Origin of the sequence: Streptomyces sp. NPDC046900 (assembly GCF_040644975.1) — a bacterium.
Classification (GTDB): domain Bacteria; phylum Actinomycetota; class Actinomycetes; order Streptomycetales; family Streptomycetaceae; genus Streptomyces.
The window spans coordinates 1-13,577 of sequence record NZ_JBEYXD010000008.1; the positions used below are offsets into that span (position 1 = coordinate 1).

Here is a 13,577-nt window from a genome sequence, read left to right on the forward strand (position 1 = left end):
GTGAAATTCCGTCATTCCGCATGCACGGGCCGTGGTCGCCCGAAAGGCTATTGGCAAGTGCGGATGGCCCGTACCGAGTGCTGATGCACCCTCAGCGTTCGTCACAGAGGCCTTGAAGGGTTGTCCGCACCGTCCGTGGCCCCCCGCACGACCCCATGTCTCGCGATCCGCCGCATCATACGGCACGGTGGAGTGACGTGTGACACAGCCGCCACGCGGAGAGGAGCACCCGCATGACCGACCACACCTACCGGGTCACCGAGATCGTCGGCAGCTCGCCCGAGGGCGTCGACCAGGCCGTTCGCAATGCGATCGCCCGTGCCTCACAGACCCTGCGCAATCTGGACTGGTTCGAGGTCACTCAGGTCAGGGGCCGTATCGAGAACGGCGAGATCGAGCACTACCAGGTCGGCCTGAAGGTGGGCTTCCGCATCGAGGGCGGCGAGTAGCGGGACCCGTCAGGTGCGCCCCTGCCGCTCTTGCGCGTCCTTGAGCGCGACGGAAGGGGTTCCCCAGCGCGCGCGTACGACGGGGAAGCCCGCCCGTTCCGCGTCGTGGCAGACCAGTTCGTCGTCGTCCACGAGCATGCGGATCTCACTGCCACGGGCCAGCTCGTGCAGAATCTCCAGCTTGGTGAAGCGGGCGGGCCTGCGGTCGGTGTCCGGCCGCATGTACAGGCGCCCCTCGGGCAGGCCGTGGGTGGTGAGCCACTCAAGGGTGTCGTTCCGGTAGCGCGCGGGCCGCCCGGTGAGATAGACGATCTCGCACGACTCGGCGGTCTCCCGGGCCAGCGCGACGCCCTCGGCCAGCGGAGGGTCCTGCGGCGCGGCCGCGAAGAACGCCGCCCAGTCCCGCGGTTGTGCCTCCAGGAAGCGCTGCCTGTGCGCGGTGTCGGCGAGGGTGTTGTCGAGATCGAATACGGCGACCGGCCTGCTGTTGTCCGTCACCCGGCCCACTCTAGGGTGATCGGCGAGGTCCCCCGTACGAACCGCCCGTCCAGCCGCCCCCCGGTCGCCCCGGGTTCACGCTGTTCGACAGCAATGCACACGGCCTCCACCTCCACAGACCACCACTGGGCGAGTCGCCGGTGTGCACCGCCTGTTCCTCGCGGCCGCCGGACTTCTCCCTGCGTGACCCCGTTCCCCCCTCGTGACCAGGCATGTTTCACCCCGTTCAGTACTGACTCACGCCTGATTCTCGTACAGCAGTGGTATATGACCCATCCATGGCTAAACCTCACGTTGCGGACCGCACGCCGGTATCACAGGGTCAAGGTGTGAGCGCAATCCCGCCCGCCCCTGTCACCGAGCGCGCCGGGGGCGCAGCCCCTCGCGTCCGCCTGCCCTTGCCGAACCGGCTCATGCCCGGTGCCGCCCAGGCCCTCGCCCTGTTCGCCGCCATCCGTCTCGCCGGGATCGGCGCGATCGCCCTGGCGAACCACCTCGCCGGTCAACCGCTGTTCAAGGGCTTGGCTCATTCGTGGGATTCACGCTGGTACCTGCACATCGCCGAGTACGGCTACGGCACCCACGTCCATGTCCTCGCCGCCACCGGTGCAGTCCAGCGGGACTGGGCGTTCTTCCCGCTCTACCCGGGACTCATCCGGGCCCTGTCCACCGTCCTCCTGCTCTCCCCGGGCGCCGCCGCCCTGTTGGTCGCGTGGAGTGCCGCCGGAGCAGCCGCGTACGGCATCTACGCGATCGGCCGTCATCTGTACGGACGAGCGGTCGGGACCGCGCTCGTCGGCGTCTGGGCGGCACTGCCGTGCTCCGTCGTCCTCGGGATCGCCTATACGGAGTCCCTGCTCACCGCGCTGGCCGCCTGGTCCTTGTACGCCGTGCTGACGGGCCGGTGGCTGTGGGCGGGCACGCTGGCCGCGCTTGCGGGCCTGTCCCGGCCCACCGGGTTCGCGGTGGCCGCCGCGGTGGGTGTGGTGGCGGTGCAGGAGATCGTCAAGCGGCGCGGCCGGGTTCCACTCGGATTGTGGATCGGCGCCGCGATCGCCCCGCTCGGATGGGTGGGCTTCGTGCTGTGGGTCGGGGACCACACGGGCGACCTGTTCGGCGGCTACTTCACGGTGCAGCGGGCCTGGGACTCCCGCTTCGACTTCGGCCTCGGTTCGCTGCGCTTCGTCAAGGCGCTGCTGCTGCACGGCGGCCGGGTCACCTACCCGCTGGCGCTGGTCGTCGTCGCCGCGGCCGTACTGCTGTTCTGTCTGCTGTGCGTCGAGCGGGTCCCCCTGGCGCTGGTCGTGTACGCGGGCACGCTCCTGCTGATCACGGTCGGCGGATCCGGCCCGTTCGCGTCGAAGCCGCGCTTCCTGCTGCCTGCCTTCCCCTTGCTGATCCCTCTGGCGCTCGCCTTCGCCCGGAGCTGGAGAGTCCGGCCCAGGAACGCCGTGCTGCCCGGTGCCGCCCTCGTCATGGTCTCCGTGATCTACGGCACCTACCTCGTGACGGCCGGCCACACACCGCTGTGAACGGGGAGCCGCCGCACCACCGGCCTGCGGGGCCGCGACCGTACCGGTCAACGGGCCCGGTGCGTGGGGGCGGGGGTGCGGCACCCGGTCCTGACGGCCCCGCTGAGGCGGTACGGGCCTGTCCCGCCTCAGCGGTTCGGGTCGGCGTTGCAGATGTCCGCGAGCGCCGAATCGGGGTCCTCCGTGGCGGCGAGGTCGCCCAGGCTGACGATGCCGACCGGGCGGCCGCCGCTCTCGACCACCGGGAGCCTGCGCACCGCGTACCTGCTCATCAACTCGGCCGCATGGTCGGTGGTGTCCTCGGGGGTCAGGGTCACCACGGGCGGACGGGTGCACACGGCCCCCACGGTCGTGGAGTGCGGATCGCGGTCCTCGGCGATCGTCCGGATCACGATGTCCCGGTCGGTGAGCACCCCGAACAGGTCGCTGTCGTAGGTCACGAGGACGTCGCCGACATCCTGGTCCCGCATCAGGTGGGCCGCCCGCGCCACGGAGGTCATCGGCTCGACGGCGACCGCGCCGCGGGACATCACGTCACGTATCTGCCTGGTCATGGGAACCTCCCGGATCGTCTCGTCGGAGTACGTGCCCCGCCCTGCCCTCCGTCCGCCTGGGGGTCGGAAGCGGCGCGCCAGCCGCTCCAGCGGCGGACTGCGACCGCGATCACCGGTCCGTCGGGCGGGTTGTCCCGGTACTGCGGGTACTTCCGGACCAGATGTGCCAGGGCGGCCCGGTACTCGTCGCGGTCCTCCTGGGCCGTCGCCTCGGGCCGCACGATGCGGGCGTCCCCGTCCGCCCGCACCCACCACAGCCGGTCCCAGTCCTCGTCGTACGCGTCCGCCAGCAGGCACACGGCCGGGCGGGCGGCGATATTGCTCAGCCGCCGCAGCCGCTGGGAGCTCTTCGGTTTCCGGTCGACGGCCATGACGATCCCGTCGTCACCGTGGTGGGCGAACACCACCGGTACGAGGTGGGGGCGCCCCACGGGGTCCACCGTCGCCAGCCGCGCGACGCGGGCTCCGGCGAACCGCCGCCGCGCCTCGTCCTCTGCCATCCGCGGCACTCCCGTTCCTCCTCCCGGATCGGTGGCGCCGTCGATGTACCCGCTCGTCCTCTGTGTCGTCCGGCGCTCGCGGGTACCCGACGTCCGGCTCTTTACACCGTCTCACCCTCTGTCCGGGGCGTCGCCCGCAGAGCCGGGCCAGGCACCCCGGCAGGTCGGCCCGGGGCGGGGCGGGGCACACTGGACGGCCGCATCCGTGTGCGACGGGCGAGCCCGTGGATCCGGTGCCCGCCTCCATGACAGCCGCCGGACCGCTGTTCACCTCCGCCAGGTACCCCGCCGACCACGGCTGCATCGACCACACGCTCGGCGGCGACGGTGGCCCTCCCCCACACTCCGTGCGGGGGGACCCCCAGACGCACTCGTCCGGTCGGTGACCCCACCTTTCCCGGCTGTGTGATCGAGTGCCGCGCCGTCGGCATGTTCGTGATGAGGGACGAGAAGGGCCCCGACGAGAAGGTCCTCTGCGTCCCGCGCACGACCCGCGCTGCACGGCCGTGCAGGACATCGACGACATCCCGATCTTCGACCGGATGGAGATCACCCACTTCTTCGAGGTCTACGAGGACCTGGAGCCGGGCAAGTCGGTCGAGGGGTCCCACTGGGAGGGACGCGACCAGGCTTGTGCGGAGATCGACGCGTCCCGCCGGCGCGCCGCCGGGAGCCGAGGCGGGCACGGTCCCGAGTGACGACAGCCGACCGCGGCGCCTCCGACGAGGCGTTCACCTTCTTCCGGCCGGCTTCGGGCACACCTGGGACACCGTCTTCCGGGTCACGTTCCTCGCCGACCCGGCCGCGGCCCTCCCGAACGAGGCGGGCGTCAGCCGCAGTTGATCAACTGCGCGGTGGCGGGCCCAGGACGCCCGGCGACTTCGCCATGACGGCACCCGCGTCCGCGTGTTCGAGGCGTTCGCCTCTCAGCGACCGGCGCCCTGTCGGCCGCGCGGAAGCACCGTGACGCGACGGAAGTTGCAGGCCGCGGGCGGGTTTCCGGCCGGCGGCGTCTGGTGCGCCTTCAGCGCCACACTGACCAGGCTCAGCAGCAGATCCACGTCGGCGTCGCAGTCCAGGTGCACCGTCACCCATCGTGAACCGGGCACCATGCGGATGGCGGTCGAATCGGCGAGGTCGCCGTAGATGCGCTCGATGGCACGACTGGTGAGATGCAGGTCCGCCTCGTGGTCGGTATGGAAATGGACGATCTCGCTGTACCGGGAGCGGAGCGCCCGCCCGACGCCGCAACTGGCCGGACCTGGCGTGAGGTCGGGCCAGGCGTCGAGTCTCTCCAGGGCGCGCTGGGCCAGAGTCATGCACCCATGGTCGTCCCCTTACCGCTTCGACACCAGAGGTTGAGGGTTCCGTAACCCGGACGTGAGGTTGACTGCCCGAAAGCGAACCCCCCTTCGATCGGCGTCCGGGAGTACTGCTCACACACGCAGCCGGTACGGCAGCATGCACACCACCACATCGGTGCGGGCCCGCAGAACGGTCGCGAGCAGCAGGCCACGCTGGTTCTGGAGGATCTCGTAACGGCGATGACGGGGCTCCACCTCGGGGATCAGCACGGCGATCTGCCGTCCGTCCCGGGCGACGCGCTGCACATAGTCGACGATCGGCTGGACCAGGGAGCGGTGCGGGCTGTCGATGACGTCGAGGCGTACGCCAGGATCCCAGCGGTCCCATGCCTCCTGCAGGGCGCGGGTCTTGTCCGGGTCCCCTTGGACGGCCACCGCCACCACCTCGTCGCCCAGGGCGAGGGCGGCGGCGATGGCGTGCCGGGCGAGCTTGCTGACCTCGCCGAGCGGGACGATCACCAGGCTCTCGGTCCGCCGGTCCGGGGGATCCGGGATGCGGCCGAGCCCCAGTTCCTCCCCGACGGCCGTGTAGTAGCGCTCGATGCGGTTGAACAGCAGCATCATCAGCGGTACCGCGATGACGACCACCCAGGCGCCCTCCAGGAACTTCGTGGTGAGGAGGATGACACCTGCCAGCGTGGTGAGCAGTGCGCCGGTGCCGTTGATGAACGCGCGGCGCAGCCACCCCTCGGGTTGCTCGGTCGCCCAGTGCCGTACGAGACCGGCCTGGCTGAGGGTGAACCCGATGAACACGCCGATCGCGAAGAGCGGGATCAGCCGGTGGGTGTCGGCGTCGACGGCGATGAGCAGCACGGCGGCCAGCAGGGCCAGGGCCACGACACCGTAGCGGTAGACCGGGCGTTCGGTCCGCAGCCCGAACAGGTGTGGCAGGCGGTGGTCGCGGGCGAGCAGGCTCATGAGCACCGGCAGTCCGCCGAAACTGGTGTTCGCGGCGAGCAGCAGCACCAGGGTGACGATGAGATTGGTGGCGTAGTAGGCCCAACCGGTGCCGTAGGCGCCGGCGGCGAGTTGGGCGAGGACGGTGACCTCCCCGCGCGGGGCGACGTGGTCGCGGCGGATGAGCACGGCGAGGCCGATGAGCATCAGCCCGAGCAGCGCGCCGAGCATGAGTTCCGTGCGCTGGGCGCGTTTGACCCGGGGGGTGCGGAAGGTCGGTACGGCGTTGGCGATGGCCTCCACGCCCGTGAGGGCCGAACAGCCGGAGGAGAACGCCTTGAGGATCAGCAGCAACCCCAGTGACTCGTGCGCGGGGAAGGACTGCTGGGTGCCGACGACGGCCACCGGATGGGCACGGAGCAGACCGAGGAGGACGATGCCGAGGATGGCCACGATGAACAGCACGGTGGGCAGCATCAGCACACGGGCGCTCTCGGCGACGCCGCGCAGGTTCACGCCCGTGAGCAGGGCGAGCCCGATGAGGCAGATGACGAGCTTGTCGTGGGCGAGAACCGGGAACGCGGACGCCAGGGCGTCGGCGCCTGCGGTGAGACTGACGGCGACGGTGAGCACGTAGTCGACGACCAGACTGGCCGCCGCCAGCAGGCTGGTGGTCCTGCCCAGGTCCTTCTTCGCGACGGCGTAGGCGCCTCCGCCATCCGGGTGCACCGCGATGACCTGACCGTACGACACCACCAGTGCCGCGAGCAGGAAGGTGATCGCGAGAGTGACGGGCAGCGTGGCGGTGAGCGCCCCGGTCCCGGCGGCGACCAGGGCGAGCACGATCGCCTCGGGACCGTACGCCACCGAGCTGAGCGCGTCCAAGGAGAGCGCGGCCAGGCCTTCCAGGCTTGTCAGATGGTGCTTCTCGCCCTCGCCCGGACGCAGGGGGACTCTCGGTCTCAGCTCTCGACGTGCCAGGCCATACACCATCGGGACCTCACCACGGCCGGTCGGACGGTCCCCAACAGTGTCCGCTGCGGTGCCTTCGGGCGCGTCCCGGCAGATGCGACCGGGCGGGCCAGTGGTGAGGAGCATTGGCCCGCCAGGAGTACTCAACTGCTCGTCTTTGAGGTCGTTTGAGTGAGCGGGTGGCTGCGTGGGTGGGTGCGTCGATCTTGTGGGGTTGGCTTGTCAGTGGGGGTCGATACGCTGGTGGCGTTGACGCTCCGTGGGATCGGTGAGGGGGTGTTCGGTGCGTCAGCAGGGGTTGCGTCCTATCGGTGTGCCGTTCGTCGCCCTGGGCCCTTCGGGTGTGGCGATCCGGACTCGACTCAAGGAGCTCACGCGCGAGGACGAGAAGATGCTGCGGCTGGTGGGCGCGCACCTGGGCTCGCTGGCGTCGCAGGATCTCAAGGTGCGCTGCGCGCAGGGACTGGAGCATTCCACCAGCACGTGGGCGGCGCGGAAGCGAGAGTTGACGGCGCTGTCGTCGTCGCGCTGGGCGGGCAGCATCACCAAGGCCACGCATGATCAGTGGGCTTTGGCCCGCCGCTGTCAGCTCGCCCACATCCAAAGCCTGGAAACCGGCATCCGCACCATCGCGCACCGCCTGTCCCTGCCGATCGGCGAGAAGGGCAGCAGGCGGGCACCGGGCGGCTACCGCAGCAAGCAGGAGTGGCACGCGAAGACCCGCCGCCTGCGCACGCTGGAGGACCGGCTTGCCGCCGAGAGGGCGGATCGGGAGGCCGGAATCGTACGCGTCGTGCGGGGCGGGAAGCGTCTGGCACGAACCCGCCACAACCTCGCCGACGCCCAGCTCACCGAGGTCGAGTGGCGGGAGCGCTGGGAGGCCGAGCGCTGGTTCCTGGCCGCCGAGGGGGAGTCGGGAAAGCGGTATGGGAACGAGACGATCCGCGTCACGCCGGACGGCGAGATCTCGATCAAGCTCCCGGCACCACTGGCCGAGTCGGCGAACGCGGCGCATGGCCGGTACGTGCTCGCCTCGCGGGTTCATTTTGCGCACCGGGGACACGAGTGGGCGCAGCGTGTTGCGGCCAACCGTGCGGTGGCCTACCGCATCCACTATGACGTGCAGCGCGGGCGCTGGTATGTGACCGCCTCCTGGCAGATCCCGCCCACCAAGACAATCCCGCTTCAGTTGGCACGTGCCGAGGGCGTGATCGCTGTCGACACCAACGCCGATCACCTCGCCGCCCGGCGCCTGGACGTCCACGGCAACCCCGTCGGCAGGCCCCGCAGGTTCTCCTACGACCTGTCCAATAGCGCCGACCACCGCGACGCCCAGGTCCGGCACGCCCTGTCCCGGCTGCTGAACTGGGCACGCGCCCTCGGCGTCAAAGCGATCGCCATCGAGGACCTGGACTTCGGCGCGGAGAAGACCCGCGAGAAGCACGGACGCCGAAAGTGGTTCCGGCAGCTCATTTCCCGCATGCCCACCGGCAAACTCCGCGCCCGGCTCACGTCGATGGCCGACCGCACGGGCATCACGATCATCGCGGTCGATCCCGCCTACACCTCGAAGTGGGGCGCCCAGCACTGGCAAGGGCCCTTTGCCGGCAAGAACCGCAAGACCACTCGCCATGACGCGGCAGCGGTGGCGATCGGAAGGCGCGCCCAAGGACATTCGATCCGGCGACGGACGGCACCGCCCCCGCACGACCAGAGCGATCGTGCGGGGCATCGGACCGTCCAGGCCGTGTCGGAGATCCTTGGGCGTGAGGAAACCCGCCCCCGCATTCCCGGACCACGGACACGATCCGTGCGTGCCGGATGCGGTGAGAACGCGGGGGACCAGTGTGCCCAACACCGTTCGGGGCACGCGGCTGAGCACGGGTCCTGGCAACAGGACCCACTCCCGCTCAGTCCCCAGGAACGGTTCACGGATTCCTAGAGCAGCCCCTCCGCCAGGGACCCCAGCGAGAGGGCCGGCAGGAAGTTGAGCAGCGCCAGGATCAGGGCGGCACCGGTGGCCAGGGCGACGAAGTTGACGCCGCGGGCCTGGAGGGTGCCGACGGTGACCACACCCGGCTGCTGGCGGGCCAGCCGGCCGGCCAGCGCGAGCAGGAACACGATCGGCACATAGCGCCCGATCAGCATGGCCGCGGTCATCAGCAGGTTGTGGAAGTCGGTGGCGCCGTTGAAGCCCGCCATCGCGCTGCCGTTGCTGTTGACGTTGGACGTGTAGGCGTACACCAGCTCGGTCAGACCGTGCGGCCCCGGGTTGCCCATGGACGACTGGCCGTCGCCCAGCGCCACGGCGAGCGCCGAGAAGCCCAGGATCGCGGTGGGGGCGACCAGCGCGTACAGGACGACGTAGCGCATCTCCGGGAACCCGATCCGCTTGCGCAGGTACTCGGGCGTCCGACCGACCATCAGACCGCCGATGAACACGGCGATCATCACCGCCACGATCAGGCCGTACAGACCGCTGCCGGTGCCGCCGGGGGCGATCTCGCCGAGCATCATCGCCGACAGCAGCACTCCTCCGCCGAGGCTGGAGAAGCTGTCGTACGAGGAGTTGCCCGCGCCGTCCGCCGACCCGGTGGCCGCCACACCGAAGAGCGTGGAACCGGGAACCCCGACGCGGGTCTCGGTCCCCTCGTACTGCCCGCCGACCGCCGCCGTCACGGTGCCGGTGTGGGCGCTCTGCGCGAGGCTGCCGGCCGCCAGCAGCAGGCCGAAGAGGATGCCGACGACCGCGAGCAGCGTCCAGCCCTGCCGCAGCGAGCCGATCATCCGGCCATATGTGCGGATGAAGGCGGTCGGGATCAGCAGCATCAGCACGATCTCGATGGCGTTGGTGTACGCCGACGGGTTCTCGAAGGGGTGCGCGCTGCTGGCGTTGAAGAAGCCGCCGCCGTCGCCGGACATCAGCTTGATCGGCTCCCAGGAGCCGACGGGACCGCCGAGCAGGGTCTGCCGGCCGCCCGCGACCGTGGTGACGGTGTGCGCGCTGCCCAGGTTCTGCGGAACACCCAGGGCGATCAGGATGATTCCGAAGACGATCGACAGGGGCAGGATGATCCGGAAGATCGTACGGATCAGGTCGACCCAGAAGTTGCCCAGCTGATGGGTGTCCCGGCGCACCAGGCCCCGGATGAGGGCGAGCGCGGCGCAGATGCCCACGGCGGCGGAGGCGAAGGCCTGGACACCGAGGCCCGCCATCACCGCGAGGTGGCCGGTGGTGGACTCGCCCGCGTAGTTCTGCCAGCTGGTGTTGGTGGTGAAGCTGACCGCCGTGTGCAGGGCGAGCCGCCACGGCATGCCCTCGTGGCCGGTGGACCAGGGCAGCTTGCCCTGGAGGGTGAAGAGGGCGAAGAGCGCCGCGATGCTCATCAGGCTGAAGGCGAGCAGCGCGAACAGGTAGTGCCGCCAGTCCTGCTCACGGTCCGGGTCGATGCCGCTCACCTTGTAGAGGGCGCGCTCCACGCGTTTGTGCGGACCGCCGTCGAGGGCCTTCGCCATGTAGTCGCCGAGCGGCACGTGCAGTGCGACGACGACCGCGAGGATGAGGGTGGCCTGGAGCCAGGCGTACATGTTCAGGCCCCCTTCACGGGATGCGTGCGGTCGAGGGCCGCGTTCAACTGGACGACGTTCACGGCCGGTTCACCGAGGAATCCGAACCCGCGGTCAGTGGTGAAGCGGTCGAGCAGCGTACGCAGGGCCGCCTCGCTCAGTCCGCGTTCGCGGGCGACGCGCGGTGTCTGGAGCCGGGCGTAGGCGGGGCTGATCTGCGGGTCCAGTCCACTGCCGCTCGCGGTGACCGCGTCGGCCGGGACCGCGGGGTGCGCGGGCGCGTCACCGCGGATCGGGGTGACCACGGCCTTGGCGTAGTCCTCCCCCGGCTTGGCGCACTCGACCGTCACGGCCTCGTAGGTGGCGACGAACGGCTTGGCGGGGCACGCCTGGTCGAGGCTGACCACACGGGTGGCCTTGCCGGTCGTGCCGCCGTCGCGGAAGACGCCGAGCACGGCGCCGACGCCGTCAGCCGTGCAGTACGGCCGGGAGCCGTCGACGTGCTCCAGCTCGCCGACCGCCTTGCTGCGGGAACAGACCTGGGTGAGCAGGCTCTGCTTGCCGGAGTCCGGCTGTCCCTTCACCGGCAGGACGTCGACGGTCGACTCGGGGCCGAGGTTGCCGGCCGCCGAGGCCGAGGCGTCGTATCCGGTACCGGCGTTGGAGGGCCGGGGCTGGAAGTAGTACGGGATCGGGTTGCCCTTCGCGTCGAGGAAGGACTGCCCGATCAGTTCGCTGCCGGCCTGCTTTCCGCCGGCACCGGTGAGCGGGGAGCCCTGCGCAGCCTGGCGCAGCCCCGGGATCTGGGCGATCGCGGTCATGCCCAGGGGGTAGGCGAGCCCCAGGAGCAGGGTGAGCACGATGACCACCCGGATCGCCGCCACGTGGTGGCCGACCCAGGCGGGCATCCTGGAGAGGAAGGTCATGGTCAGATCCCGGGGATGAACTGGACGACGGCGACGTCGATGAACTTGATCGCGAGGAAGGGCAGGATCAGGCCGCCCATGCCGTAGATCCACAGGTTGCGGGTGAGCAGGGAGTCCGCGCCGCTGGGCCGGTAGCGCACTCCGCGCAGGGCAAGCGGGATCAGCGCGACGATGATCACCGCGTTGAAGATGACCGCGGACAGGATCGCGGACGTCGGCGAGTGGAGCCGCATGATGTTGACCGCGTCGAGCGCCGGGTAGACCCCGCCGAACATGGCCGGGAGGATCGCGAAGTACTTGGCGATGTCGTTGGCGATCGAGAACGCGGTCAACGCGCCCCGGGTGATGAGGAGCTGCTTGCCGATCTCGACGATGTCGATGATCTTCGTGGGGTCGGAGTCGAGGTCGACCATGTTGCCGGCCTCCTTGGCGGCCGACGTGCCCGTGTTCATCGCCACGCCGACGTCGGCCTGCGCGAGCGCGGGCGCGTCGTTGGTGCCGTCACCGGTCATGGCGATCAGGTGACCGCCCGCCTGCTCCTTCTTGATGAGCGCGAGCTTGTCCTCGGGCGTGGCCTCGGCGAGGAAGTCGTCGACGCCCGCCTCGTCCGCGATGGCCTTGGCGGTGACCGGGTTGTCTCCGGTGACCATGACCGTGCGGATGCCCATCCGGCGCAGTTCGGCGAAGCGTTCCCTCAGGCCGGGCTTGACCACGTCCTTGAGGTGGATGACACCGAGCAGCCGGGCCGGGCCGTCGCCGGCCTGCTCGGCGACCGCGAGCGGGGTGCCGCCTGAGGCGGAGACCTGCTTCGCGCAGACGTCCAGGGCCTCGGACGCGGTGCCGCCGTTCTCCTGCACCCACGCCGCGACCGCGGACGCCGCGCCCTTGCGCAGCCGCCGCGCTTCCGGCTTGAAGGCTCCCCCGGGCAGGTCCACCCCGGACATCCGGGTGGTGGCGCTGAAGGGCGCCCATTCGGCGTCCCCGGGCACGGACGGCTCCAGACCGAACTTGTCGCGCACGTACTCGACGATCGAGCGGCCCTCGGGTGTCTCGTCGGCGAGACTGGACAACGCGGCGGCCTCCGCGATCCGACGACCCGTCACGGATTCGATCGGGAGCAGCGCGCTCGCGCGGCGGTTGCCGTAGGTGATGGTGCCGGTCTTGTCGAGCAGCAGTGTGTTGACGTCGCCCGCGGCCTCCACCGCGCGCCCCGACATGGCGAGCACATTGCGCTGCACCAGCCGGTCCATGCCCGCGATACCGATGGCGGACAGCAGACCGCCGATGGTCGTGGGGATCAGGCAGACGAGCAGCGAGACCAGGACGATGCCGGTGACGCCGTCGGCGTTGATCGCCTGCGTGTCGTGCGCGGCGGCCATGAAGTTCTTGGAGAAGATCGCCATCGGCTGGAGCGTGAGGACCGCCACCAGGAAGACGAACGTCATCATGACCAGCAGCAGGTTGAGCGCGAGCTCGTTCGGCGTCTTCTGCCGGTTGGCGCCCTCGACCAGGGAGATCATCCGGTCCAGGAAGGACGCGCCGGGCTCCTGGGTGATGCGGACGACGATCCGGTCCGAGAGCACACGCGTGCCGCCGGTGACGGCCGAGCGGTCGCCGCCCGACTCGCGGATGACCGGCGCGGACTCGCCGGTGATGGCCGACTCGTCGATGCTGGCGACGCCTTCGATGACGTCGCCGTCGCCGGGGATGAGCTCCCCGGCCTCGACGACCACGACATCACCGCGCCGCAACTCGCCCGCGGCGACGCTCTCCTCCATGTACGAGCCCTGGGCGGCGCCGGGCTGCCAGCCCACCACCCGCCGGGCGACGGTCTGGCGGCGCATCCCACGCAGGGTGTCGGCCTGGGCGCGTCCGCGGCTCTCGGCGACGGCCTCGGCGAGGTTCGCGAAGATCACGGTGAGCCACAGCCAGGCGGTGATCAGCCAGCCGAACCCTGACGGGTGCGCGATGGCGAGGCCCGTCGTCAGGGCCGCACCGATCTCGGTGACGAACATGACCGGGTTGCGGGACAGGCTCACCGGGTTGAGCTTGCGCAGAGCGGCGGGCAGGGCCCGCCACAGCTGCTGGGGGTCGAGCAGCCCGGCGCCGATCCGGCGCGACGGACCAGTGGGGCGAGGTGGTGCGGCGTTTGCGGCTTTCTCCCGCACGGGAGCAGGCGCGGTCATCAGAAGCGCTCCGGCTTGATCAGGGCCACTACCAGGTAGGCCAGCAGGGCGATCGCGACGATCAGCCCCACGGTGTTCTCGGCCGTCACAAAGACCTCACACGTAGTACTCGACAAGGGGATCGGGTCACCT

The 13,577-nt window shown here is 70.3% G+C and carries 12 protein-coding genes and 1 pseudogene; 4 read left to right on the plus strand and 9 right to left on the minus strand.

What is annotated here, in order from left to right; translation table 11 throughout:
- Nucleotides 1-233 precede the first annotated feature (233 nt).
- Nucleotides 234-449 carry a dodecin gene (locus tag ABZ904_RS10605; RefSeq protein ID WP_359411925.1) on the plus strand — a complete coding sequence of 72 codons (216 nt, stop codon included), beginning with the start codon at nucleotides 234-236 and terminating at the stop codon, nucleotides 447-449.
- Between the two features lie 9 nt (nucleotides 450-458).
- Here the strand turns inward: ABZ904_RS10605 and ABZ904_RS10610 are convergent, their stop codons facing one another.
- Entirely contained in the window at nucleotides 459-947 is a 489-nt protein-coding gene (locus tag ABZ904_RS10610) for a hypothetical protein (protein ID WP_359411927.1), read from the minus strand.
- Between the two features lie 413 nt (nucleotides 948-1,360).
- Here ABZ904_RS10610 and ABZ904_RS10615 point away from each other — a divergent pair, with 413 nt between their 5' ends.
- Nucleotides 1,361-2,479, plus strand: a complete 1,119-nt coding sequence (locus ABZ904_RS10615; protein WP_359411934.1) for a hypothetical protein — start codon at nucleotides 1,361-1,363, stop codon at nucleotides 2,477-2,479.
- Nucleotides 2,480-2,607: 128 nt separating this feature from the next.
- Here the strand turns inward: ABZ904_RS10615 and ABZ904_RS10620 are convergent, their stop codons facing one another.
- The gene (locus tag ABZ904_RS10620; RefSeq protein ID WP_359411930.1) at nucleotides 2,608-3,033 is read right to left on the minus strand and encodes a CBS domain-containing protein; all 426 of its coding nucleotides are present in this window, start codon (nucleotides 3,031-3,033) and stop codon (nucleotides 2,608-2,610) included.
- A complete protein-coding gene (locus ABZ904_RS10625) occupies nucleotides 3,030-3,542 on the minus strand; it encodes a TIGR03668 family PPOX class F420-dependent oxidoreductase (RefSeq protein WP_359411931.1) in 513 nt (170 codons plus the stop codon). Before ABZ904_RS10625 ends, ABZ904_RS10620 begins: the two co-directional genes overlap by 4 nt.
- Before the next feature lie 254 nt (nucleotides 3,543-3,796).
- Here ABZ904_RS10625 and ABZ904_RS10630 point away from each other — a divergent pair.
- Nucleotides 3,797-4,231, plus strand: a pseudogene (locus tag ABZ904_RS10630) (inorganic diphosphatase); the annotation flags it as partial.
- Nucleotides 4,232-4,459: 228 nt separating this feature from the next.
- On the opposite strand, the gene ABZ904_RS10635 reads toward ABZ904_RS10630, so the two are convergent.
- Nucleotides 4,460-4,852, minus strand: coding sequence for a luciferase family protein (locus ABZ904_RS10635; RefSeq protein WP_361004455.1), 393 nt, complete (start codon nucleotides 4,850-4,852; stop codon nucleotides 4,460-4,462).
- A gap of 117 nt (nucleotides 4,853-4,969) precedes the next feature.
- Nucleotides 4,970-6,787, minus strand: a complete 1,818-nt coding sequence (locus tag ABZ904_RS10640; RefSeq protein ID WP_361004453.1) for an APC family permease — start codon at nucleotides 6,785-6,787, stop codon at nucleotides 4,970-4,972.
- 292 nt (nucleotides 6,788-7,079) lie between these two features.
- On the opposite strand from ABZ904_RS10640, the gene ABZ904_RS10645 reads away from it, so the two are divergent.
- Nucleotides 7,080-8,708 (plus strand): IS200/IS605 family accessory protein TnpB-related protein, encoded by a 1,629-nt coding sequence (locus ABZ904_RS10645; protein WP_361822458.1) that lies wholly within the window; start codon nucleotides 7,080-7,082, stop codon nucleotides 8,706-8,708.
- Here the strand turns inward: ABZ904_RS10645 and kdpA are convergent.
- From kdpA to kdpF, 4 genes are read right to left on the minus strand one after another with little or no spacing between them, the layout of a single operon-like run.
- Nucleotides 8,705-10,354 carry a potassium-transporting ATPase subunit KdpA gene (kdpA, locus tag ABZ904_RS10650; RefSeq protein ID WP_361822461.1) on the minus strand — a complete coding sequence of 550 codons (1,650 nt, stop codon included), beginning with the start codon at nucleotides 10,352-10,354 and terminating at the stop codon, nucleotides 8,705-8,707. The two genes, ABZ904_RS10645 and kdpA, sit on opposite strands and share 4 nt — an antisense overlap.
- A gap of 2 nt (nucleotides 10,355-10,356) precedes the next feature.
- Nucleotides 10,357-11,259 carry a potassium-transporting ATPase subunit C gene (locus ABZ904_RS10655; protein WP_361822464.1) on the minus strand — a complete coding sequence of 301 codons (903 nt, stop codon included), beginning with the start codon at nucleotides 11,257-11,259 and terminating at the stop codon, nucleotides 10,357-10,359.
- 2 nt (nucleotides 11,260-11,261) lie between these two features.
- Nucleotides 11,262-13,445 (minus strand): potassium-transporting ATPase subunit KdpB, encoded by a 2,184-nt coding sequence (gene kdpB, locus ABZ904_RS10660; RefSeq protein ID WP_361822467.1) that lies wholly within the window; start codon nucleotides 13,443-13,445, stop codon nucleotides 11,262-11,264.
- Entirely contained in the window at nucleotides 13,445-13,534 is a 90-nt protein-coding gene (gene kdpF, locus ABZ904_RS10665) for a K(+)-transporting ATPase subunit F (RefSeq protein ID WP_361004439.1), read from the minus strand. The genes kdpB and kdpF overlap by 1 nt, the downstream gene beginning before the upstream one ends.
- Nucleotides 13,535-13,577: the final 43 nt, after the last annotated feature.

Coding starts and splice junctions, on each gene's coding strand:
- ABZ904_RS10620 (WP_359411930.1), bottom strand. CDS start 3,033: ATGACCAGGCAGATACGTGACGTGATGTCCCGCGGCGCGGTCGCCGTC.
- kdpB (WP_361822467.1), bottom strand. CDS start 13,445: ATGACCGCGCCTGCTCCCGTGCGGGAGAAAGCCGCAAACGCCGCACCA.
- ABZ904_RS10635 (WP_361004455.1), bottom strand. CDS start 4,852: ATGACTCTGGCCCAGCGCGCCCTGGAGAGACTCGACGCCTGGCCCGAC.
- ABZ904_RS10615 (WP_359411934.1), top strand. CDS start 1,361: ATGCCCGGTGCCGCCCAGGCCCTCGCCCTGTTCGCCGCCATCCGTCTC.
- ABZ904_RS10655 (WP_361822464.1), bottom strand. CDS start 11,259: ATGACCTTCCTCTCCAGGATGCCCGCCTGGGTCGGCCACCACGTGGCG.
- ABZ904_RS10640 (WP_361004453.1), bottom strand. CDS start 6,787: ATGGTGTATGGCCTGGCACGTCGAGAGCTGAGACCGAGAGTCCCCCTG.
- kdpA (WP_361822461.1), bottom strand. CDS start 10,354: ATGTACGCCTGGCTCCAGGCCACCCTCATCCTCGCGGTCGTCGTCGCA.
- ABZ904_RS10605 (WP_359411925.1), top strand. CDS start 234: ATGACCGACCACACCTACCGGGTCACCGAGATCGTCGGCAGCTCGCCC.